This window comes from Roseibium algicola (genome assembly GCF_001999245.1).
GTDB lineage: Bacteria > Pseudomonadota > Alphaproteobacteria > Rhizobiales > Stappiaceae > Roseibium > Roseibium algicola.
In genome coordinates, this window is sequence record NZ_CP019630.1 from 2,069,072 (window position 1) to 2,092,956 (window position 23,885).

The 23,885-nt window shown below is 56.5% G+C and carries 16 protein-coding genes, 1 tRNA gene and 3 pseudogenes; 12 read left to right on the forward strand and 8 right to left on the reverse strand.

Features of this window, described 5'->3' with window-relative positions:
* The first annotated feature begins 82 nt into the window (after positions 1 to 82).
* From B0E33_RS09685 to gyrB, 7 genes are all read left to right on the forward strand, one after another.
* Positions 83 to 856, forward strand: coding sequence for an enoyl-CoA hydratase (locus tag B0E33_RS09685; RefSeq protein ID WP_022999145.1), 774 nt, complete (start codon positions 83 to 85; stop codon positions 854 to 856).
* A 175-nt stretch (positions 857 to 1,031) separates the two neighbouring features.
* Positions 1,032 to 1,298, forward strand: a complete 267-nt coding sequence (rpsT, locus tag B0E33_RS09690; RefSeq protein WP_022999146.1) for a 30S ribosomal protein S20 — start codon at positions 1,032 to 1,034, stop codon at positions 1,296 to 1,298.
* A 674-nt stretch (positions 1,299 to 1,972) separates the two neighbouring features.
* Positions 1,973 to 2,383, forward strand: a complete 411-nt coding sequence (locus B0E33_RS09695) for a rhodanese-like domain-containing protein (protein ID WP_077293214.1) — start codon at positions 1,973 to 1,975, stop codon at positions 2,381 to 2,383.
* 154 nt (positions 2,384 to 2,537) lie between these two features.
* Positions 2,538 to 4,013, forward strand: a complete 1,476-nt coding sequence (gene dnaA / locus B0E33_RS09700; protein ID WP_077291058.1) for a chromosomal replication initiator protein DnaA — start codon at positions 2,538 to 2,540, stop codon at positions 4,011 to 4,013.
* A 260-nt stretch (positions 4,014 to 4,273) separates the two neighbouring features.
* The gene (gene dnaN, locus B0E33_RS09705; protein WP_077291059.1) at positions 4,274 to 5,392 is read left to right on the forward strand and encodes a DNA polymerase III subunit beta; all 1,119 of its coding nucleotides are present in this window, start codon (positions 4,274 to 4,276) and stop codon (positions 5,390 to 5,392) included.
* Between the two features lie 38 nt (positions 5,393 to 5,430).
* Positions 5,431 to 6,579 (forward strand): DNA replication/repair protein RecF, encoded by a 1,149-nt coding sequence (gene recF / locus B0E33_RS09710; protein WP_077291060.1) that lies wholly within the window; start codon positions 5,431 to 5,433, stop codon positions 6,577 to 6,579.
* 132 nt (positions 6,580 to 6,711) lie between these two features.
* On the forward strand, positions 6,712 to 9,165 hold the full coding sequence (gyrB, locus tag B0E33_RS09715) for a DNA topoisomerase (ATP-hydrolyzing) subunit B (protein ID WP_055657055.1): 2,454 nt from the start codon (positions 6,712 to 6,714) through the stop codon (positions 9,163 to 9,165).
* Positions 9,166 to 9,227: 62 nt separating this feature from the next.
* Here gyrB and B0E33_RS09720 read toward each other — a convergent pair whose 3' ends face one another.
* Positions 9,228 to 11,321, reverse strand: a complete 2,094-nt coding sequence (locus tag B0E33_RS09720) for a putative bifunctional diguanylate cyclase/phosphodiesterase (RefSeq protein ID WP_077291061.1) — start codon at positions 11,319 to 11,321, stop codon at positions 9,228 to 9,230.
* Positions 11,322 to 11,662: 341 nt separating this feature from the next.
* Here B0E33_RS09720 and B0E33_RS09725 point away from each other — a divergent pair, with 341 nt between their 5' ends.
* Positions 11,663 to 12,079: a septal ring lytic transglycosylase RlpA family protein gene (locus B0E33_RS09725; RefSeq protein WP_075281742.1), complete on the forward strand. Its 417-nt coding sequence runs from the start codon at positions 11,663 to 11,665 to the stop codon at positions 12,077 to 12,079.
* A 357-nt stretch (positions 12,080 to 12,436) separates the two neighbouring features.
* Here B0E33_RS09725 and B0E33_RS09730 read toward each other — a convergent pair whose 3' ends face one another.
* Positions 12,437 to 13,993 (reverse strand): cryptochrome/photolyase family protein, encoded by a 1,557-nt coding sequence (locus B0E33_RS09730; RefSeq protein WP_077291062.1) that lies wholly within the window; start codon positions 13,991 to 13,993, stop codon positions 12,437 to 12,439.
* A gap of 311 nt (positions 13,994 to 14,304) precedes the next feature.
* Between B0E33_RS09730 and B0E33_RS09735 the strand changes: the two genes are divergently transcribed.
* Positions 14,305 to 14,381 (forward strand) — tRNA-Arg (locus B0E33_RS09735).
* A gap of 275 nt (positions 14,382 to 14,656) precedes the next feature.
* On the opposite strand, the pseudogene B0E33_RS09740 reads toward B0E33_RS09735, so the two are convergent.
* Together B0E33_RS09740 and B0E33_RS09745 are read right to left on the reverse strand one after the other, a co-directional pair.
* Positions 14,657 to 14,842 (reverse strand): annotated as a pseudogene (locus B0E33_RS09740) (integrase core domain-containing protein); the annotation flags it as partial.
* Between the two features lie 100 nt (positions 14,843 to 14,942).
* Positions 14,943 to 15,875: pseudogene (locus B0E33_RS09745) on the reverse strand (IS630 family transposase).
* A gap of 95 nt (positions 15,876 to 15,970) precedes the next feature.
* Between B0E33_RS09745 and B0E33_RS31365 the strand changes: the two are divergent.
* Positions 15,971 to 16,203, forward strand: a pseudogene (locus tag B0E33_RS31365) (IS3 family transposase); the annotation flags it as partial.
* Between the two features lie 345 nt (positions 16,204 to 16,548).
* Here B0E33_RS31365 and B0E33_RS09750 read toward each other — a convergent pair.
* The 4 genes from B0E33_RS09750 to dctP form a co-directional block, all read right to left on the reverse strand.
* A complete protein-coding gene (locus B0E33_RS09750) occupies positions 16,549 to 17,394 on the reverse strand; it encodes a beta-keto acid cleavage family enzyme (protein WP_077291064.1) in 846 nt (281 codons plus the stop codon).
* Positions 17,395 to 18,371: 977 nt separating this feature from the next.
* Complete coding sequence (locus tag B0E33_RS09760) at positions 18,372 to 19,646, reverse strand: TRAP transporter large permease (RefSeq protein ID WP_077291065.1); 1,275 nt, start codon at positions 19,644 to 19,646, stop codon at positions 18,372 to 18,374.
* A gap of 1 nt (position 19,647) precedes the next feature.
* Complete coding sequence (locus B0E33_RS09765) at positions 19,648 to 20,145, reverse strand: TRAP transporter small permease (RefSeq protein ID WP_077291066.1); 498 nt, start codon at positions 20,143 to 20,145, stop codon at positions 19,648 to 19,650.
* Positions 20,146 to 20,206: 61 nt separating this feature from the next.
* Positions 20,207 to 21,217, reverse strand: coding sequence for a TRAP transporter substrate-binding protein DctP (gene dctP / locus B0E33_RS09770; protein WP_077291067.1), 1,011 nt, complete (start codon positions 21,215 to 21,217; stop codon positions 20,207 to 20,209).
* Positions 21,218 to 21,363: 146 nt separating this feature from the next.
* Here dctP and B0E33_RS09775 point away from each other — a divergent pair, with 146 nt between their 5' ends.
* Positions 21,364 to 22,227, forward strand: coding sequence for a TRAP transporter substrate-binding protein (locus B0E33_RS09775; protein WP_156912371.1), 864 nt, complete (start codon positions 21,364 to 21,366; stop codon positions 22,225 to 22,227).
* Positions 22,228 to 22,935: 708 nt separating this feature from the next.
* Positions 22,936 to 23,874: a phosphotransferase family protein gene (locus B0E33_RS09780; RefSeq protein WP_167579516.1), complete on the forward strand. Its 939-nt coding sequence runs from the start codon at positions 22,936 to 22,938 to the stop codon at positions 23,872 to 23,874.
* Positions 23,875 to 23,885: the final 11 nt, after the last annotated feature.

Sequence of the window (23,885 nt, forward strand, 5' to 3'; positions counted from 1 at the left end):
AAACCGCAGGCACCAGGAGCCGGGCTCGAGAAAGACCTGGTCATCCGGCCCGGCGCGGTTTCCAGCACTGGGAGCGGGCAACATGGGATATGAGAACATCCGCGTCGAAAAACGCGGAAAAGTCGGTCTGATCACTCTGGATCGGCCGAAAGCCTTGAATGCACTCAATTCGGCCCTGGTTGCCGAACTCGGCACGGCGCTTGACGGGTTCGATGCGGACGAGCGGATCGGCTGTATCGTCATCACCGGCTCGGAAAAGGCCTTTGCCGCCGGTGCCGACATCAAGGAAATGCAGCCGCACAATTTTTCGTCCGCCTATCAGACGGACCTGATCACGCCCTTCGACCGGGTTTCGCGCAACCGCAAGCCGATCATCGCCGCCGTGGCGGGCTATGCGCTTGGCGGCGGCTGCGAGCTGGCCATGCTGTGCGACTTCATCATTGCCGCGGACACGGCCAAGTTCGGCCAGCCGGAAATCACGCTCGGCGTTATTCCAGGTGCCGGCGGCACCCAGCGTCTGACGCGGTTCGTCGGCAAGTCCAAAGCCATGGAAATGGTCCTGACCGGCCGCATGATGGACGCTGAAGAAGCCGAGCGCAGCGGTCTCGTCAGCCGTATCGTTCCGGCGGATGACTTGCTTGAAGAAGCGCTGAAAGCGGCTGAAAAGATCGCCGATTTCTCTCTGCCTGTCGTCATGATGGCCAAGGAAAGTGTCGACCGGGCCTATGAAACCACCCTGTCGGAAGGCGTCCGCTTCGAACGGCGCGTGTTCCAGGCCCTGTTCGCCCTGGAAGACCAGAACGAAGGCATGAGCGCCTTCACCGAGAAACGTACGCCGCAGTTCCGGAACAAATAAACTACGGCGTTCAACGATAAAGCCGTTGACGGCGTCCGAAAGCGCGATTATAAGCAGCGCCCAATCGGTGGCGGTTTTCCGCCGCCGTTGTTTTTTGATCGGGTCTTGCAGCTTTGGCTCCCTTGTCCCGATCGCCACCGGACACTAGTCCCAATTACCGATCAGGATAGAGCCCATGGCCAACACACCATCGGCCAAGAAGGCGGCCCGCAAGATTGCCCGCCGGACGGCCACGAACAAAGACCGTCGCAGCCGCGTGCGCACGTTCCTGCGCAAGGTTGAGGAAGCAATTGCTTCCGGCGATCAGGCCGCTGCAAACGAAGCCTTCAAGGTTGCGCAGCCGGAAATCATGCGCGCTGCCGGCAAAGGCACGATGCATGCCAACACGGCCTCCCGGAAGGTTTCCCGCCTCAATGCCCGTATCAAGGCACTCAGCGCGTAACCGACCCGTCATACGACCGTTAAAAAGACCCGGCCACAGTGCCGGGTTTTTTTTAGCCACGCAATTTTGTGGATGACGAAATTTGACAACTCATACGCGCAATATTGCAATTTCTACCGAGTATAATAGTGTCAGGAAAAACGTTTATTTTTCAGATATTTACGCACATGTACCATTGAGAGAAGGCGATCAATCCGGATTCGATACGAGTCAAGCTATCAGTTCCGAAATTTTTTTTGAAATTGTTGTTTTTGAAATGTGACAGGGCGCTTCAGAGCGAAAAGTCATTGCGGTAAAACACATTTGCTCGCTCGCCAGCAGGGGCCAAAAACACAGTGACGCGGGGGGAGAAACCGGCACTTTCCGCCATTCGCAAAAACCCGCTGTTGCCCCTTCGGTCGCGGTCTGTATATTAACAATACGGCTGGCGGGTAAGACCAGCGACCAACTTAAAAACGGTGCTTGGAAAACAATGAAAAAGTTAAACCGAACCATCGCTGAGCACATCAAATCCAGTTCACGGAATGAATACGTTAGCGTATTCGAACACTCAGGCATTTAGCCTGAAGTAACCTACTTCTTTCTCAAGAAAATCTTGAAGAATACTTTTGATCAATAGCGTCACGCTATTGAAGGGGGCGGCTTTGCAATTTCAGGGTGGATATGCAGGAAACGTGACTGCGCAGGAGGCCTTTGACGGCCTTGCCGGGCAGCAGGAAGCAACTCTTATCGACGTGCGCACACAGGCCGAATGGTCCTTTGTCGGGGTGCCGGACCTTCGTCCGCTCGGCAAGGAGCCGATCCTGGCCGAATGGCAGAGCTTTCCGTCGACCGGACCCAATCCGGCATTCGCGGAATCGGTTTCTGATGTTCTGGTCAAAAAAGGACTTGACCGGAACGCGCCAATCTATTTCTTGTGCCGCTCCGGAGCACGGAGCCAGGCAGCTGCGATCGCCCTGACGCAGGCCGGCTTTACGCAGTGCTTCAATATCTCCGATGGTTTCGAGGGCCCACTCGGCCCGGATGGCCACCGTGGGACCCAGTCCGGCTGGAAGGCCGCCGGATTGCCCTGGATTCAAAGTTAGTTACCCTGCCCATCGACAGGGTCAGGTGAAGGGAGATTTTCCTTCGCCATATAAATAACCGTCCCAAAAGGGACATTATAATGCTGCAAAAGCAGCAAGGCGTCGAAGAACGGCTGTGGCGGACTGTTCTTCACATTTACAGGAGGCAGATAACATGCAGGTTCAGGAGGCAGGCGGCTCCGAACAGTGGAAACGGGTGAAGAAACAGCTTCGCGCAGAATTGGGCGATGATGTTTTTACCAGCTGGTTTGCACGTGTAGACCTCGAGGAGCACCAGGACGGCACCGTTCGTCTGTCTGTTCCGACCCGGTTTTTGAAACAGTGGATTCAGAACAACTACAACGACCAGCTGATGGGTCTCTGGCAGCGTGAATGTGACAACGTTCACCGCATCGAACTGACGGTACGCGGCGCAATCCGCCCACGTCAGACCCCGATTGCCAAGCCGAGCCTCGCAGCACCCCAGGGCAGCAAGCCGGCGACTGCAGAAACCCGTTCCGACGCACTTTCCGACGCGGCACAGGTAACCCGGGCCCAGGCGGCAACCGCGGCTCTCGGCCGAGGCGAGACCAGCTCGGACAACGCTCGTGACGTCCTGCAAGGTGCGGCGCTCGATCCGAAATACACATTCGAGACCTTTGTCGAAGGCGAGTCCAACAATCTGGCCCTGGCTGCGGCCCGGCAGGTTGCCGCCGGCGGCGCGGTCACATTCAATCCGCTTTACCTGCATGCCTCCGTCGGTCTGGGCAAGACCCACCTGATGCAGGCCGTGGCCGCAAAGGCCCGGGCGTCCGGCCGAAAGGTGCTCTACCTGACGGCCGAGCACTTCATGTACAAATTCGTTGCCGCCCTGAAGTCCCAGTCCGCACTGGCCTTCAAGGAGAACCTGCGCACGATCGATCTTCTGCTGATCGACGACATGCAGTTCCTGCACGGCAAGCAGGTGCAGCAGGAGTTCTGCCACACCCTCAACGCCCTCATCGACGGGGCCCGCCAGGTGATCGTGGCCGCAGACCGCGCGCCTTCCGAACTTGATACTCTCGACGACCGTGTCCGCTCACGCCTGTCCGGCGGTCTGGTGGTCGGTATTCAGGAACCGGATTTCGCACTGCGCCGGAACATCCTGGCCACGCGCGTCGATACGGCCCGCAAGACCTACCCGCAATTCGACGTTCCGGAAGGTGTGCTGGATTATGTCGCGCGTCATGTTGCCTCCTCGGGCCGCGACCTTGAAGGCGCGCTCAACCGGCTGATCGCGCACAACCAGCTGACCAACCAGCCGATCACGCAGGAAATGGCCGAGATGACCCTGCGCGACCTGGTTCGCTCCAGCGAGCCGCGCCGGGTGAAGATCGAGGACATCCAGCGGGTGGTCTCCAAGCATTATAATGTCACCAAGGCGGATCTGCTGTCGGCCCGGCGTACCCGGACCATCGTTCGCCCGCGCCAGATCGCCATGTATCTTGCCAAGGTGATGACCCCGCGCTCACTGCCGGAAATCGGTCGCCGGTTCGGCAACCGGGATCACACAACGGTTCTGCACGCTGTCCGCAAGATCGAGGAAATGGCGCGTGCCGACTATGCCCTGGCGCAGGAGCTGGAACTGCTCAAGCGCATGCTTGACGCCTGAGGCGGCAAGCTTCGGAAACGGGTCTTTTGCGGATGCCTGCCTGAATTCAAACGGGCATCCGCCAGCCTGATCCCGGATCGCGCTAAACCAAGGTTAAAATACACGATATTCTACCAAAATTGGGGGCGTTCGGGCAGAACGCCCCCTTGCTTTTGGAGCCGGTTAAGGGCAGTGTCGTCCACCCCGCTCCACACCGGAGCCAAGAATATTCAATCAGCCCGGCAGTTCAGCCAGGCGCTTCATGAGTACGGAACGAGAGTATGAAAGCGACCCTCGAGCGGACCGACCTCCTCAAGTCCTTGACCCATGTTCACCGCGTGGTCGAACGCCGGAATACCATTCCGATCCTGTCGAACGTTCTTCTGCGCGCCGATGGCGGCGCGATCAACCTGAAGGCAACGGACCTCGATCTGGAAATCGTCGAAAGCGTTCCGGCCATGATTGAATTGCCGGGCGCGACCACCGTTCCGGCACACATGTTCTACGACATCGTCCGCAAGCTGCCAGAAGGCTCGCAGGTGGTTCTGGAAACCACCAGCGACAACGCCACGCTGGAAATCCGCGCCGGCCGCTCGAAGTTCACCCTGCAGATGCTGCCGGAAACCGACTTCCCCGACCTGACCGCCGGCGACTTCAGCCACGGCTTTGCGCTGACAGGCGCCGATATCCGCAAGCTGATCGACGCGACCCAGTTCGCGATTTCGACCGAAGAGACCCGTTACTATCTGAACGGTATCTACCTGCACACGGTAGACGCGGGCTCCGGTCTCCAGTTCCGCGCCGTTGCCACAGATGGCCACCGTCTGGCCCAGGCAGAGGTACCGGCACCTTCCGGTTCGGCCGGCATGCCGGGTATCATCGTGCCGCGCAAGACCGTTGGCGAGATCCAGAAACTGCTCGAGAACCCGGAAGCCAATGTCCAGATCGAGCTTTCCGATACCAAGATCCGCCTCACGACCGGCTCCGTCATCCTGACGTCCAAGCTGATCGACGGCACCTTCCCGGACTACGGCCGGGTGATCCCGCAGAACAACGACAAGGAAATGCGCGTCGACCGGGACGAATTCAAGGAAGCTGTCGACCGCGTGTCGACGATCTCCTCCGAACGCGGCCGTGCCGTCAAGCTGTCGCTGACCGAAGGTCGCCTGGTGCTGACTGTAAACAACCCGGATTCGGGCAGCGCGACGGAAGAACTTGCCGTCGAATATGATGCCGATCCGTTGGAAATCGGCTTCAACTCCCGCTACCTGCTCGACATTGCCAACCAGCTGTCGAGCGATACGGCCCTGTTCCGTCTGGCGGACAGCGGCTCGCCGACCCTCATTCAGGACAACACGGTCGACGACTGCCTGTTCGTTCTCATGCCGATGCGGGTCTGATCTAGCCGGCACGCCCAAACAGTAGCGGAAGTGGGGTCATGACAGATTACCGGACGGCGCGGCTGACCCGTCTGTCGCTGACCGGCTTCCGCAACTACAGCACGCTGACATTGCCGATGGCGGCCAGGATGGTCGCCTTCGTCGGCCCCAATGGCGCCGGCAAGACCAATATTCTGGAAGCCATATCCTTTCTGACTGCCGGCCGCGGCCTGCGCCGGGCGGCCCTTGCCGACATTGCGCGCAAGGACGGCGATGGCAGCTGGAGCGTTGCCGCAACAGTTCTCTTGGATGGGTTCGAAACCAAAATCGGCACAGGTTTGGTGGCCGGCACCTCCGGGCGCAAGGTGCGTATCGACGGCGAGGAAGTTCGCGGCTCGGACAGTCTTCTGGACTACATGCGGGTGCTCTGGCTCGTGCCGTCGATGGACGGGCTGTTCACCGGCCCCGGCTCCGACCGTCGCCGTTTTCTTGACCGGCTGACGCTGGCGATCGACCCGACCCACGGCCGCCGGGTCAGCGACTTCGAAAACGCCCTTCGTCAACGCAACCGCCTTCTCGATCAGGGCGGCTCCGATGCCTTTCTCAGCGCGCTGGAACAGCAGGTCGCCGAGCTCGGCACCGCCGTCTCCATCGCCAGGGCAGAGACCGTCGACCTGCTCAGCCGGATGATTGCCGGCCAGGCAGCCCAGGACCTGCCGTTTCCCCATGCTTCGGTTTCCCTTGAAGGTGCCTTCGAGGCGGAAACCGCCGGTTTGAGCGCCTCCGACCGGGAGGATCGCTACCGCCAGATGCTGCAGGACGGCCGACACCGCGACCGGGCCGCCGGGCGCACGCTCAACGGACCGCATCTGAGTGATCTCACCGTTCATCACGCGGCCAAGGCGATGCCGGCTTCGCAATCCTCGACCGGGGAACAGAAAGCGCTGCTGATAGGCCTTATCCTTGCGCATGCCGAACTGACGGCAAAGGTGTCGGGGATGACGCCTGTCCTGCTGCTTGATGAGGTTGCCGCGCATCTCGATCCCGACCGTCGTTCAGCCCTGTTTTCGAAGCTGGATTCCCTTGGCGGACAGGTCTTCATGACCGGCACGGACGAGGCCCTTTTCGAGGCTTTGCCGGTAGAAGCCGAAGTGTTTGAGATCCGGGAGCACCAGGGCCGCCTGCTGAAGCGAGGCGAAGCCCCTTAAATCCGCCGGAATCTTATGGTTTTCCACCAGAATCCCTTCGCTGGCTTGGCTATGGCCGGCACGTGGTTGAACCCCCGCCGGAACCCCGTATAACGGGGGTGGAAAAGATAAATCGATTGGTGATTGATTCGCATGAGCGACACGTCCACGCCTGAGAGCAGCCCGACCCCCGAAACCAATGGCGGTGCCGAATATGGCGCCGACAGCATCAAGGTCCTCAAGGGCCTCGATGCCGTGCGCAAGCGGCCCGGCATGTATATCGGCGACACCGATGACGGCTCCGGTCTGCACCACATGGTCTACGAGGTGGTCGACAACGCCATCGACGAAGCGCTGGCCGGCCACGCCGACCATGTGACCGTGACGCTCAACCCGGACGGATCGGTTACGGTATCCGATAACGGCCGCGGAATTCCGACGGACCTGCACTCGGAAGAAGGCGTGTCGGCTGCCGAGGTCATCATGACCCAGCTGCACGCGGGCGGTAAGTTCGACCAGAACTCCTACAAGGTTTCCGGCGGCTTGCACGGCGTGGGCGTTTCCGTGGTCAATGCACTGTCGACGAAGCTGGAACTGCGCATCTGGCGCAACGGCGAAGAACACTCCATGACCTTCGCCCATGGCGATGCCCAGGCACCGCTCAAGGTGGTTGGGCCGGCCAACGGCAGAAAAGGGACCGAGGTGACCTTCCTGCCGTCACCGGAAACCTTCACCAAGACCGAGTTCGATTTCAGCACGCTGGAACACCGGCTGCGCGAGCTGGCCTTCCTGAACTCCGGCGTCCGCATCATCCTGACGGACAAGCGCGGCGTTGAGGACAAGGTCGAGGAGCTTTTCTACGAAGGTGGCCTGGAAGCGTTCGTGCGCTATCTGGACCGTGCCAAACATCCGTTGATCGAAGAGCCGATCAACATGCGGGCCGAGCGTGACGGCATCACGGTCGAAGCCGCCATGTGGTGGAACGACAGCTATCATGAGCATGTGCTGTGCTTCACCAACAACATTCCGCAGCGCGATGGCGGTACCCACCTTGCCGGTTTCCGGGCTGCGCTGACCAGGCAGGTTACCGGCTATGCGGAAGCAACCGGCCTGATGAAGAAGGAAAAGGTGAACCTTTCCGGCGATGACTGCCGTGAAGGCCTGACCTGCGTTCTTTCCGTCAAGGTGCCGGATCCGAAATTCTCGTCCCAGACCAAGGACAAACTGGTTTCCTCCGAAGTGCGTCCGGTGGTCGAAAACCTGATCTCGCAGATTCTGAGCGAATGGCTTGAGGAAAACCCCGCGCCGGCCAAGACGATCGTCTCCAAGGTGGTGGAAGCGGCTTCCGCGCGTGAAGCTGCCCGCAAGGCGCGCGAGCTGACGCGCCGCAAGGGCGCCCTCGACATTGCCTCCCTGCCCGGCAAGCTTGCCGATTGCCAGGAGCGCGACGCCTCCAAGGCCGAACTCTTCCTGGTGGAGGGTGATTCCGCAGGCGGCTCGGCCAAACAGGGCCGTCACCGCGAAAACCAGGCCGTGCTGCCTCTGCGCGGCAAGATCCTCAACGTCGAGCGGGCACGCTTCGACAAAATGCTGTCCTCGAACGAAATCGGCACGCTGATCACGGCGCTTGGAACCGGCATCGGCAAGGAAGAATTCAACGTCGAGAAGCTGCGCTATCACAAGATCATCATCATGACTGATGCTGACGTGGACGGCGCGCACATTCGCACCCTGCTGCTGACGTTCTTCTTCCGCCAGATGCCGGAGCTGATCGAAAACGGCTACATCTATATTGCGCAGCCACCGCTCTACAAGGTCAAGCGCGGCCAGTCCGAGCAGTACCTGAAAGACCAGAAGGCGCTGGAAGACTATCTGATCGGACAGGGTCTGGACGAAGCTTCGCTGACGCTTGCCAACGGCGAGGTTCGCACCGGCCAGGACCTTCGTGCCGTCGCCGAAACCGCACGGACCATTTCCGACATCTTCGACGGGTTGCATTCACGCTACAACCGCGATGTTGTCGAACAGGCCGCGATTGCAGGTGCGTTGACACCGGAAATCCTGGACGATCAGGGCAAGGCTGAGGAAGCTGCCGCCTATATCGCCCGCCGGATGGACATCCTGGCCGACGAATTCGAACGGGGCTGGACCGGCGAAGCGCGGGACGACGGCAGCCTAGTGTTCAAACGGATGGTTCGCGGCGTGCAGGAAGCCGCAACGATTGACGCTGCCCTGCTTGGCTCCACGGACGCACGCCGTCTTGCAGCACACGCAGCCCATCTGAACGAGATCTACGGCAAGGCCGCCGTCTTGCGGCGCAAGGATATCTCGACGGAAATTCGGGGGCCTCGCGCCTTGCTGAACCAGATCTACGCCGCTGGCCAGAAGGGTATCTCGCTGCAGCGCTACAAGGGTCTCGGCGAGATGAACCCGGAACAGCTCTGGGAAACGACGCTCGACCCGAATGTCCGCTCCCTGCTGCAGGTGAAGGTGCGCGAGGCGGACGACGCCGACGACATCTTCACCAAACTGATGGGAGACGAGGTCGATCCGCGGCGCGAATTCATCCAGGAAAACGCCCTGGCCGTGGCCAACCTCGACATCTAAGGCCCTGGCAAACAAATAAAAAAGCGGCGCTCTGCGCCGCTTTTTTACGTTTCAGGTTTCGCTCAACCGCCGGGCCAGGGTTCGGGCCGACCGAAGAAGTAGCCCTGTGCCGCCTCGATATCTAGCTCCCTCAGCAGACTGGCCTCTTCCGCCGTTTCCACATGTTTGGCGATCACCTTGATGCCGAGCTCGTGGGCGGCGCGTACCAGCCCGTTCAGGATGGCCGCCTTGGCGGGCTCTTCCACCACCTGCTGAGTGAGGCTCGATTCAAGCTTCAGCCATTCGACACGCAGGTTGGTCAATCGCGACAGGACCGGCCAGTGTCCGGCAAAATCGTCAATGGCGGTCTGGCACCCCAGTTCGTTCACGAACTTGAAAAACGCCTGAACACTCGCCGGCTCCCGTAGAAAATCCTTTTCCGCGATTTCGAGGCACAGCTTGGATGCCAGCAGCGGATTGACCGACAAACGATGATAGAGCCCGTCACGGAAGATCGGATCGCGGGCGGATTCAGCCGAGACGTTCATCGTCAGGATGGTACGGTCGGGATTGCGTTCTGCCGCGTCCAGCACCTTGTCCAGCGTCCAGGCATCCACCTGTGCAATGAAACCGGAGCGTTCCGCAGCCGAGATCCAGGCACGTGAAGACAGGCCCCGGGCACGATCTCCCTGCAGGCGCAGAAGGATTTCAGAACCGCAGGCCCTGTTCCGTTTCAGGCAGACGATGGGCATCGCATAGAGCGTCAGCTCGTTGCCGCGGAAACTTCCCGGCTCGGGTAGATCCGCCAGCTCACCACCCGCGCCTTCGCAATCCTGCGGCTGCACCGAATGAACCTGCACGGAACGGCCGCCAAATCGCTTGCCGCGCAAACATGCCCGATCGGCCAGCCCCAGAAGAGCTGCCGCATCACCTTCACGCAGCTTCACATTGCTGTCGAGGAACGCCACACCGATGGACCCGCCAATGGTGAACACCCGGTCCCCCACCTCCAGGCGGATACGGTCAAAACCGGCCAGAATTTCCTCGGCGATATCGAGAGCGGCTTCCTCGTTGACCACCGGCACCATGCCGGCAAATTCATCACCGCCGATCCTGGCGGCTGTCCCGAATTCACCCAAGGTCAGGCGCAGGCAAGCCGCGACGCGCTGGAGCATGTCGTCACCCGCGTCGTGGCCACCGAGATCATTGACCTTCTTGAACTCGTCGAGATCGATATAAAGAACGGCGAGGCCGATTTCGTCTTCTGCGGCAAGCCGGGTCAGCTCACGTTTCAAGGCCTTGGTAAAAGCACGGCGGTTTTCCAGGCCCGTCAGCGGGTCGAGATACGCCAGGCGCCTGTTTTCGGCAGTTTCCTGAGGGCAGTCGACATTGCGGCGGATAACCGCCATTGAGGCACCCATGCCCGGCTTACTCTTCACTGAACCGGGAATGGGAACGAGCCGCACTTCGCACATCTGGCGATCGGTCACGTACCCTGCTGCCTGGAAGCTTCGATTTTCCGGAATATAGAAAGTCTGCGGCAGTTCGCCCTCCAGATTTTCCAGGGCTTCGGCCAAGAGGTCCATTTCATAGTCGCTGTTGATCAGCTTCAGCAGCTTTCCCGCCATTTCATCGAGGCTTTCGGAACCGTCGAACACAAGAACGTCGTCCGGAAAATGCTCCAGAAGATCGAGATCCCTTGCGGACTTTGCGGAGCGGATTTCATTTCGCGCCGGCTCTGGCAGGGTAACGATCTCGTCCTGGCCGTGTTCTTCCAGATCGAACTGGACCAGGACAGCCTGGCGCTCGCCCGAGAGAGAGACAAAGGATGTGCAAATCATGTGGTGGCAGAAGGTTTCGCCCGACTGCAGCACGATGGCCCCGCTCGCCTGCGCGGGAACACCGCTGAAAGCCGCCGACAGAACCGCCTCGCACCGCCGCCAGCTTGTTTCCGACAAAAGCGACGGCAGGCTGACCGGCACCGGAAAGACGCCTTTTGCGGCGCAAAGCGCCTTCATCTGCTTGTTGTGAACAAGGACGCTGCCATCCTGCGCGACATAGGCCGCAGCATGGGGAAGAACCTCCAGCAGGGACGTGTGGAAGCCTGTAAGATTATTATTTTCCGCACGACCGGATTGTTCCAGCCGGTCGCTTAAGAACCGATGGCTGACTTGCACCAGACCGCCCTTTCAAATTGCCGTTAAAATGGCGCTAATCAATACACACATGCGCCGCTCCTATGTAAAAATTACTAACACAGTTCAGTTGGCAAAACCGAAACAGAAAAACTACCCACAACTCTTAGAATTTTTATAGTAAATCAAAAATTAATACGACTATTACAAATGTATTTAAAATTTTATGTTTATTTTATACTAGCGCCTCATTTGCCCCGAAAACTGCCACATTTTGATCACCCTCACGACGCAAAGGCGCCGCTGCGGAATGTTACCAGCGTCGTCACGAAACTGTGTTCAAGATCGATCGGGGCGGGCTCACTTGCCCCAGGGGGACTATCATGAAGAGAATTGTTCTCGCGCGGCATTTATCGCGCGTTGCCTTGGCGGGTGCCTTGCTTGCAGCAGCAGGTGTCGTCAGCGGTGCTCAGGCGGGCGTCTATCAACAATGCGGGAAAGCGTCCTGGTACAAGCTCGGCGGCACCACCGCCAGTGGTGAACGCGCAAACCCCAACCAACTGACCGCAGCCCACAGGAGCCTGCCCTTCGGTACGCTGGTGGATGTGACCAATCTTGCCAACGGAAAGACTGTCACGGTGCGTATCAACGACCGGGGCCCCTTTGCCAAGGGCCGTGTTATAGATGTGACCTGGGCGGCAGCAAAAGAGCTCGGTTTTGTCCGCAGAGGCATCACGCGCGTAAAACTTTCCAGCAAAGCCGGGAAAATTTCTTCCGAATATAAGCAAATTTGCCAATAAATTTGCGGCAGGAAAGACAACATTTCCTTGCCGCAACGGCGCTTCCAAATTGTATGACAAATTTAAAGCGCTGAATTTAATGAATTAATTTGTACGACACATTATTTCATATATGACTCAGTATGAATAACGATCAGTCGCATTACAGTGAATCAAAAAATAAAATATTTTACGGTAATGACAATCGAGAAAGATGCCGCTAGAGTTGCCGCCGTGGTCGATGGGGCCACGTGCACAGTAACTTTATTCGCGCAGTCTAACGGCTGCGCGTTTTTTTTGTAACATTCCTCTCCCGCCGTAACCGGCTCGAAACTGCCCTCGATAGCCTCTGCTTTTGCTTACGCGGACGCGCCAGTTTCAGACCTCCTCCCCCTCAAACAGACGTTTCAGGAAGTCCGCAGCACTTTCCTTGAGTAGCTGCTGTTTTTCCGGCCCCATCCTGTGCCAGGACGCGTAAGGCTGACCGAGCCGCGGATTGCCCTTGAGCACCTCCTTGTTGCGGTCCAGAAAGTCCCAGTAAAGCGCATTGAACGGACAGGCCTTTGGCCCCGTCTTCTGCTTCACGTCATAAGAGCATGCGCCGCAATAGTCCGACATCCGGTCGATATAGTTGCCGCTCGATACATAGGGTTTGGAGCTGAGGAGCCCACCATCGGCAAACTGGCTCATGCCGATGGTGTTGGGCGCTTCCACCCATTCATAAGCGTCGGCGTAGACCATCAGATACCATTCATGCACTTCCGTCGGCCTGACGCCCGCCAGAAGGGCGAAATTGCCTGTCACCATCAGTCTTTGAATGTGGTGGGCATAGGCTTCTTCCAAGGTCTGTCCGATCGCTTCCGACAGGCAGCGCATGCGTGTCTGTCCGGTCCAGTAGAAATCGGGCAACGGACGGTCGGCGCCAAGTGCGTTGCTGTCGACATAGTCCGGCATCTTTAGCCAGTAGATGCCGCGCACATATTCCCGCCAGCCAAGGATCTGCCGGATGAACCCTTCGGCGGCATTGAGCGGAACCTTGTCCGCTTTCCATGCCTCTTCCACCTTCCCACACAACACCTTGGCATCCAGCAGGCCGGCATTCAGATAGGCCGACAGCACCGAGTGGAACAGAAACTTCCGGCCGCTCAGCATGGCATCCTGATAGGTTCCGAAATCGGCCAGCATGTCGGCCAGGAACTGCTCACAGGCCTCTTCCGCGTCCTTGCGGGTCACTGCGAACCAGAATGGCTCAAGATCGCCTATGTGCCCGGAAAATCGACTGGCGACCAGGTCCAGCACCTCTTGCGTGATTGCGTCCGGCTTAAAGCGTTTCGGCTCTGGCATGAACAGGTCCGGCTGCGCGGGCTTGCGATTGTCCGCATCATAGTTCCATTTGCCCCCCGCAGGCTTGTCACCCTCCATCAGCAGGCCGGTGGAACGGCGCATCTCGCGGTAGAAATATTCCATGCGCAATTGCTTGCGTCCGTCCGCCCACGCCCGGAAGTCCGCCACCGTTGAGAAGAACCGCGTGTCGGTCAGGATCTCCACCGGCAGGCTGAAAGCGTCGGACCAGGAGCGCATGTCCTCCAAGATCCGCCACTCGCCGGGTTCGGTAACCACCATCCGCTGTGGCCGCAGGCGTTCGCAGGCCCGCTTCACCTCGCCCTTGAAGCTGCCGCTGTTGGCAGGGTCATCCAGCTTGACGTAATCCACCGTCCAGCCGGCTTCCTTCAGCTCTTCGGCGAAGTGGCGCATGGCGGAAAACAGGAAGGCAATCTTCTTCTTGTGATGGCGCACATAGGTGGCCTCCGCCATCACCTCGACCATCAGCACCCTGTCGTGGGCCGGATCGGCCCGCTTCAGGCTGGACAGGTCAAGGCTCAGCTGGTCTCCCAGCACAAGTACAAGCGAACGGCAGTGGTTGGTCTCGGTCATGGGGCTCTGTTTTTTCCGGTCCAGGCCTTCCTACGCACAAACCCCGCCGCCCTATCACCTCTGCGGCCATTTTTTCCTCGCGCTCCCGCGTCAAACGCGACCCGCCCTACTCTGTCCGGCGAGTTTCTCCCTAACCAGCCAGGCTCGATCCCCCAAAAAACCACCGGCGTGTGCGCAGATAACCCGACGTTCATCCAGCCCCGACAACCCCGCCGATATCTTGTCCAAAATTTCAGAAAGCGATTGCCCCGGATCGCTGGATCTTGTATCAGACCCCTCTATCCGCCGCGCAGCCCTTGCGCGCGCGAAGAGCACCCGTAGCTCAGCTGGATAGAGCGCTGCCCTCCGAAGGCAGAGGTCACAGGTTCGAATCCTGTCGGGTGCGCCATATTTTTCTCATGATTCCAGCTAGTTAACAACCCTCGTTCGCATTGGCTTAGCTTGTGCGTCCATCAACGGAAGCCTCACGGAAGCAAGAGCATCTAAATGCCACTCCACCCAGTGACATTCGCAAGTGTACCCGCCCCCCGTTGGTAACCATTCGCGAAACTTGATTTCTGTTGGATCCAACTCCAAGTTCGTTGGATAAAGTCCGTCCGGTTTGATGGATATGCACTGAGACCCAACCTTGGATCGCCGGAGGTTGGAGTTTTCCGGCTTCTCTCACGGTGACGGGCCGGGGATACCACCGTGATTATGTGGCCCGATCGGAACGTTGTACCCGATCGCCGAATGAGGACGATCCTCATTATAGTGTCTACGCCAATCCTCCATCTGTTCGCGGGCATCCGCAAGCGTCAGGAACCAGTGCATACTCAGGCACTCCGCCCTGAAGTACCCGTTAAATGCCTAGATGTTGGCGTTACCTTGCATGAAGTCGTCGGTGCTTCGTTCACCGAACATCGCAATCTGGCATACTTGGGGGACCCAGACCTAGAGCGCATCCACATTATGTTGGCTCGTGTCCGGCCGCAGCAATGTAGTTGGCGAATTCTTCCGGTCCGAATTGGGCGATGAGATCTCCATCGGAGTGCCACAGGGCGCCGACAGTTCGCTCCGCCTTGGCACATGGCAGCGCTTTGAGCTCCGAAAACGCCATCTCGATCGGGTTAAAGTCGGGACTGTAGGTCCGCAGATAGCGCAGCTGAGCACCGGCGCTTTCAATGGTTTCCCAGACACCGGCAAGTGGGCTGGCGGGTCGTCGTTGTCCATCACGACGATGTCGCCGGGTGAGAGAACAGGTACGAGGGCCTGCTCGACATAGGCCAGGAATGCCACACCGTTCATGGCACCATCGGCGCAGTCATGCGGGTCTGGCATAAGGCTCCGGTGAAGGAGCTCGTTTTCCGGCGCCCATGGAGAACGTCTTTCCGGCAACGCTCTCCCTTCAGAGACCGTCCCCGCAGACGCGCCATCCTCGTATTCAAGCCGGTCTCGTCTATGAAGACGGTTTGGCTGGATCAAGATCTAGCTGACTGTCGAACCAGGCCTGCCGCTGCATCATCAGCCGTGGGTGCTACTGCTCCGATGCATGTGCGGTCTTTTTTTGTATTTGAACACGCGTGAGCGCAGCCATTTGCTCAACATGTTCCGGCCGAACTTCATGTCGCGCACTTCAGCCAGCTGAAAAACCATCTTATCAAGCGTGATTTCCATCTTGTCCTCGATCAGGGCGACTATGAACTCTCGCGCGAATCAAGGTGGGAAGTCGTCTTGTGTCCTGGTTTACGGGGCGCCGTCTCGCCCTGTCCGGCGCAACTAATCCAGTGAATCGCACCGGAAGCACTTGCTCCAAATCGTGCCGCTGTCAGACTGCGGAACTACCGTCTTGCCGGGCTTTCAATACCCGTCCTCGAAGATCGCCGCTCGATGCCCGGCCCATCAAGTAGCCCTTCGCTAATGGAAAGCTTGAATCAGCCTGCCACTAACATGTCACTTGACATTCGGTTCATCGAAAATCGGATCCACTCTGAGGATCAGCATGGGTTCCAGGTATCGATGAGCGGCAAGGGAAACTGCTATGACAACTCTGCCGTCGAGACCTTCTTCAAACGATCAGGGCAGAGCTGATCAGGAAAAGGTTCTGGTGGATGCACAGAGAAACAGAGTTGGCTATCATCCAGTGCATCAACGGCTTCTACAGCTCGCAGTGTAGGCACCCAGCACTGGGTTGGAAAAGCCCAGTCGCCTTCAAACGGAAAGTGCAGTAACGAGCACTTAGGTGGCGGACATCGCTGCTCGACCATCCGCACGATGGAATGAACGGACTGATCACATGATCGCCCTTAGGTTCAATTTTTGGCCGTACATCATGAAAGGCGACCCAAGGATATGGCTGCGCTGTCTTGCCTTGTTTTCTAGTGACCAAGATTAGCGCCTTAGGCGAGTGGGAAGCATTGTACACGAAACAAGCCAGGAGTTTTGGTTCGTCACCGATCGAGACCTTGCTGGGCCAGCGCGCACTCAGTGCGTTACAGATATAGTTGCGAATGCAATAGAATATCAGACCGAGTTGATTAGTTGTGGACTATTGGTACAAACTGGAACCCATTATCCTAATGGCAAATGCCCAATTGCGCGCGAAGTTCGTCGGGCGTGACAAGTGGCCTCCCCCACGTTTGAGCTGTTTTGACCCACTGTGCAACAAGATCCGCGTTTGACTTTGCCAGTTCGCCAGGGCCTGCGTAGATTACATCTTCCATGCCAGTTCGGATGTGGCCACCCCGCAAAAACGTGTAGAGCATCATCTCTCGCCACACCGAGTAATCGTCGGATTGACAACAAGTGCTCCAGTGACAATCTGCGGGTAGATCTAGGAGTAATTGATCTAAAATGCCAATTCTAGCAGGCAGCCCACCAGATACACCGAAAACAAATTGGACGGAAGGGGAAGGGGAGATTAACCGGTTTGCCATAAGTCGTTTCATCTCTGCCAGTTGGCCAGTATCGAATATCTCTATTTCAGGCGATACGTTATGGTCACTCAGGCTCTTCAACATCGCGTCGATGTAATTGGGTGCATTGTTATATAATCGACCGTTTGCGTTGAAAGAACCCGCTCCAATGGTAACCATTTCAGCGCCGGTTTTAGCTATTCCCAAACGTTCAGTATGGGAGGCTCGGCCACCATTGTCGCCAGCACTAAAGTTGATGATAACGTTACTTCCCTCCGCCCTAATATCGTTCGCTAGATTTCGATAGACGTCTGGCGACATCGTCGCTATCCCGTCTTCATTTCTCGCATGCAAGTGGACAATGGCCGCACCGGCTTTTCCGCAGGCGACGGCTTCTTTAACCAGTTCGTCATGAGTTACTGGATGGTAGGGCGTTCTCTTTCGCGCGGGCCCTCCTCCAGTGATCGCTGCGGAAATTACCAGTGGTTCATCAATAGTACCGCTCATATCGCCTCTGCTTTTCCTCACCCAACGAGAAATATTCTGAAAATAAAGCTTTTTAACTTCAACCCCTACGTCATTCCTTCAGATATTCTTCTGAATATTAATTAATTAAGATATTCTCCTTGTGCTGAACAAGACTTGAAAAATCTAAGCTAGTCTTTGCACCGGCTGGTCGTGGTTAGTGGTTCCGTTTCGCTGGCAGCAGATCACACCAAGATGCCGTACAGCGCCAACCTAGCGAACGCTCGACCAGTGTTTAAATCAAACCACCTGACAACTGGCACCCATCAAGTGACTATCCATATTCATGACTTCGGGCGGACTAAACTAGTGAATGACATCGTCCAGTGCCTCGATGCAGAGCGCGGCTTCCAGCGTGTTCTAGGTGCGTCACACTAGAACCTTTCGCGCGTGCCAATCCAGGACTGGCCACCAGAAAAAAACCCACACCGCATAGGCAAAAAAGTGAAGTCTGCGCACCAGACCTGATTTCGTGGGCTCACCTGAAGACCGAACGGAAAATAAGGTCAAATTTTATGCTCTTTCGAAGACTTGTCGGCCCACGGCTCGATATTTTTTTCCAGGAAATCGTTGACGACAGCCAACTCCCCCATACTGGCATCCACGTCTTTTACCAGTTCCTCATCGGCTTACGGGGTCTTCCATCAGCCGAGTGTGAGAAACCCCATACCCCTTTCAAGAAGGTAACGTTTCCGTCATTGGGCCATCTGCGGATACACGCCGAACTGACTGGCTAGTTTCCTGACCGATTTGTGCCTTCAGCGCTTCAGAGGCGACCTTGACCTTAAACATCAGGGTGATGTTGCTTCAGGCAGAACATCCCGTTCTCCTTTGAGTTAGAGATCGGAATACCACAAGTCGCAATGTCAGCAATTGTCCAAATTCCGTGGGTACTTCGGTATAAAGCCGCGACCTGGTTTTTTGATGCTTCTTAGGTTTTGTGAATTCGCATTGGTTCGCTACAACAGTGTTACGGGGAAGAGGACGATTTGTTCAAACACTGTGATCAGGTAAACCGACAAGAGCATTAGCAACAAAAACGGAAGTACCCCCATAGCGACGTCGCGCATTGATGCCTTACCTACGGATTGGATCACAAAAAGATTGAGTCCGACCGGTGGCGTTATGAGCGCACATTCGATCATGATAACAAAAAATATACCGAACCAAATGACATCAATGCCCAGAACCGTGAGAGAACCTGCAAGAACCGGCACCATGATCAACATCATGGAAAGCGCCTCTAGGAACAATCCAATCACCAACAAGACCAGGGCAATAATGAAGATGAAAGTAAGCGGTTCGTGCACGTTAGTCGAAATCAGTTCGCTGATGTTCTGCGGCACGCGCCACAATGCAATCGCCTTGCCGAAAACCTTGGCCCCCGCGACGATCAACAGAATAGACACTGACGTGACCATAGCCCGATAGACAGCCGCCTTGAAACCCGTCCATGTTATACTGCGAAGCACAACAGAAGTAACGAAAATAGCACCAGCAAAACCAATTGCAGCCGCTTCGGTGGGTGTGAACCAACCGCTATAGATCCCGGCCAAGACGAACAAAGCGAGGACTGCGGTTGGTCCCGCACGTAGCGCCGTCGATTTTCTGACGGCCCAACTGGCCGGTTCGGATGGCTCGTAATCTTTGGAGCGAAGTGCATAAATCACTGAGTAAAGAATGAAGAGCCCGACAATCAAAAATCCTGGACCGATTCCTGCAGTGAACAGCTTGAGTACGGAACTTTCAGTGATCACACCATAGATAATCAGAACGATAGACGGGGGTATGAGAATCCCGAGAGTGCCGCCTGCGGCTAACAACCCCAGAACGAACCGGCGTGGATAACCCCGCGCAGTCATCTCAGGGATGGCGACAGTTCCGACAGTCGCAGCTGTGGCCACAGACGATCCGGAGATCGCCGCAAAGATCGCGCAACTGATCACGGTCGCGACCGCGACCCCACCCGACCAATGTCCGACCCAAGCTTGCACCGCCGCGAACAGATCCTGACCGACTCTACCTTCCAATAGAATATTTGACATGAGCAAGAACAGGGGCACCGCCAAAAGGACGAAAGAATCCATCGATGAAAAAAGCCCGAGAGGAACAAGCGTGATCGAGAAATCTCCAAGGACGAGCAGAATGAGCCCGAAGCCCAAGAGCGCGAAAGCGACAGGAATTCCACATAACAACAGGATCAACAGGCCTGCTACAATCAAGAGTGTCGTCATATCAATGTTCCGGAGTGTCAGATTTTAAGGGTAAGTCGCCGCCACTGAGGCACTTACCGAGTTCTATGATCGTGCGAACGACGACAAGAAACATCGCAATCGGCAACGCTAAATCAAATGGCCACGAAGGCATATCCAGCATGCTGCCGGTGGTCTTACCGCTCGACAGAGACGAAACTGCCAGTGGGACGGACGCATACAACGTCACGGAAGCAGAAAACATCACGAACAACAACGAAAGCAGATAGAACACTTTTCGCTTCGGATGGTCCAGGTTGTCTGTCAGGATAGTGACAGAGATGTGGTCACCATCTCGAAACAGGAATGCAGCACCGCTGAAGACTGACCAAACAAATAGCAGCCGGGCCACTTCTTCGACCCAAATCGTAGGCGAATTGAAAAAATAGCGGGCAACGACTTCGATCACCAATATTACACCCAGTGCAAAGAACGCCCACGTTGCGCAATATGCGACCCAACGGTCGAGTTTAGTAAACATTACGGCGGCTCTCCCCCGAATTTATGTCGGGCGGCGGCTTGGCTGCCGCCCGGGATCGGTTTTAGTTCAGCGCTTGCGCTGCTTCGAGAACCTGCTTGCCGAGTTCACCCACACCTGACGCCCAATCCGAGATGACAGGGCTTGACACTTCGCTCCAAGCGGCAAGGTCTTCTTTGGTTGGCTGGTAGACAGTCATTCCATGGGTTTGTGCGTCAGCCAGAATTTCGCTGTGTAACGCGGAAGCCGATGTGCGCATCTCTTCCTCTGCCACCCGGGCCGCCGAAGTTACATGTGATCGCTGTTCATCTGTCAATCCTTGCCAAAATGCTTCATTTATTACGACGACGAATTCAACGTTCGCATGATTAGTCAAAGTAACATGGTCCATCACTTCCCAGAGAGATCGGGACCGGATCGAACCGATACCAGTCATCCCCACATCGACGGTGCCACGCTGATATGCCAGGAACTGCTCGGACCCCGAAATGACCGTCGGCACACCACCAACCTGCGCAATCCATTTCCCGAGGATCTTGCTGAATACCCTTACCTTACTGCCTGCGATGTCGCCGGGCTGTGCAATCGGCGCACCGTTGGACAACAGCACTACAGGGCCATTTGTTTGCCACCAGAGAACGCGTGAACCGGTTTTCAAAATCGCCTCATCCAGAAGACGGCGAACCTCTCCATTCGGGCCGACTGCAGTTGCCTGTTTTTCTTGTGTTGGAAAGAGGAAAGGCATGTAGAAAACATCAACCGCCGGAATTTCACCCCCGTAGGTGGTCAACGAGGCCACACCCATTTCCAATGCACCTCGTCCAATGGCTTCTGGTACTTCTTTGTCGCGGAAAAGCTGCGCGGAATCGTAAATTTCTACGTTTATATCGGATGTCGCTTCCAAGGCTTTCTGAAACACGAGCAAATTCTGGCCAAAGTTGCTTTTCAATGGCGTCTGCATCGTAATCCGAAGCGTGGTGTCTGCGCTTACCGCGTTGGCAGAGCACAATATCATCGCACCAGCACACAAGGTTCGGGCCGATTTCACAATCCCCCTAAAATCATCCAGCTTCATCCAGTTTTCCTCCCTACAACAAATTACGACCATCAATATTTTTAGGTTACTGCCGTTTTTCCAATTTGTGTCCGACACTATTGATCTAGGTCAAAATCTATGTCAAGATTTTTTTACGATAGGAACAACCAACCGAAGGTCGAACAGTGCTGCCATCAAAGAAAGCGATTTCAATCGGATACGATTTTCCCTCCAACCACCCACGCGCAAGATTCCTTGAAAAGGCTGTAGCTCTCAGCCAAAAATCGGTCGACATCGTGATGAATCCACACGACCGGATATTCCCAGGGGCCGACACCATTGACGCTGTCCGCTCCGGCAAGCTCGACTTCGGCTGGATCAACTTTGCTCACCTCGAGCAGATCGCACCGGATCTTGCCGCGATGCATGCACCTTTCACCCTATCGGACACAACGATGCACACGACAGAGCAACGACAACAGTATTTGGCCGAGGTAAATTCAAAATTGGGCGGGACCGACCTTTGCATCGCGGCTGTGATGCGCGGAGCAGATCAAATCATCTGTACCGGGCGGCCAATCGAGCTTGCCGGTGCACGTTTTTCCAAGCTTCCACTTAGGGTTCCAGGATCTGGAGTTTACGAAAACATTATTGGAGCACTCGGGGCCAAACCGATTTTGGCCACCATCTCCACAGCTTTAGCACTTATCGAATCTGGAAAAGTCAAAGGCGCAATCACATCGCCAGGTGCGTGGCTAACACTATTCAAAGTCCATTACCCGCATGTTTATCACATGAAAGGACTAATGATGATAAACTATGTACTGCTTTCGCGGCGTGCAGACGCTGATGCTGAATGGGCAAGATTGATTAAATCCGCAAATACACAATGCGTAACGGAAAATTGGGATGCAATGAGGATGCAAGATGAAGAGATTCTTGCCGCCATCAAAAGCTCTAACGAATGCACGTATCAGGTGATCGAACCTACAGATCACGAAGTTCGTTCCTTAGGCTCAGAGCCCGTTAATATTGGGCAGTTGCCGTAATTCAGTCTGCACGAGCAGACGTTGAACATTCGCAATCATTTCCAGCGAACCGACACGCAGATTGAACGTCGACGGTTCGTTTTTGACAACGAGCCATGGCCCCGCCCTCGCGTCGAAGATCGACTTGTTCGAGCGGGATTAACTTCGTCAGTCGCCATGGCTCAGGATGGGCGAAGCATCGGTATTCAATAGCATACACAAGACGCTTTACAAGCGGTGAATGCGGTGAAGCGACGGGAAAATAATGCTGCCGAAGCAACTGTCATCGCAGCGCGTCAGTCTGACGTATGGTTCGTTGAGGCCTAAACCGTCGGGTAGGAAATATGCGTATGTCTGCAAATTTTTTCGCGGATCGCAGCACCGAGATCAATTCCTACGACAGCGACATCCATCAAAATACTCCGGACTTAGAAACTCAACGCGAAGCCTGAGACCGCTCGAACGCTCCTAAAACGGGACAACCTGAGCTGCGAACCGTTTAATGTACGTCCATATTATAATTTACCTTGACATTTCGTCTTTATTACATCTTTTTGTCGGACCATAACTTAGGAGAAGACGATGGTACCGGCAGGTTTGCAACACACTCCTTCTCGGGAATCGACACCCGGATTGAACTTGGAGCGCTTGCGGACGTACTTGATGCGATATGGGCTTACTCTAGATCAGTCAATTGCCCCCAAAAGGTTTTCTGCTGGCTACGGAAACATGAATTTCCTACTTAATACAAAAGAAAAACCGTTGGTTTTGCGGCGCCCACCGCTCGGTCCGGTGCCCCGAGGCGCCAACGATATGAGCCGCGAATACCGTTTGCTCTCGGGCCTCCACCCCACGCTGCCACTGGTTCCGAAAGCCGAACTGTTATGCGATGACTTGTCGGTGATTGGGGCGCCGTTCCTAGTGATGGAGTACCGTCCGGGCCTAGTCATCGGCGCGGAGATATCGTCCGACACTGTTGAGAAATGGTCAGGGACCGAACCAATTGGCCACGCTCTTGGCGGCCGCATTATTGATGTGCTGGCCCGACTGCATGCAGTCGACTTTCAGGCCTGTGGTCTGGGAGATCTCGGCCGCCCAGAGGGGTTCGTCGCCCGGACATTGCGCGGCTGGAGCAAGCGGGCGCACCTCAGCTGGGACGGCGATGCGCCCGGCGATCTCACCGCTTTGGCGGAGTGGCTCGAGGCGCATCAACCCGAGGCCATAGGCCCCTCAACCCTGATCCACAACGATTTCAAACTCGACAATATCATCCTCGACCCAGAGAGACTTGAGCCCCGCACGTTGATCGACTGGGACATGGGCACATTGGGAGACCCGCTCTACGATCTCGCCGTATTGCTCAGCTACTGGACCGAGGCAGATGACCCCGAGCCCATGCACCAGCTGCGCCAGATGCCCACCGCGCGCCATGGTTTTCCTACGCGTGAAGAGGCGGCGACGCTCTATGCAAAAGCCTGCGGCCGTGCCTTGCATGAGTTCACCTTTTACCGGGTGTTGGCCACGCTGCGTATCGCCGTCGTCTTTCAACAGCTTTACCGTCGGTACGAGAGCGGCGGCACTGATGACCCGGGTTTCGCCCGGTTCGATGACCTTGCGCGTGGCCTACTGCATTTTGGCCTGCAGGTCGCCCGTGAACACTACTACTGACAGGAACAGCT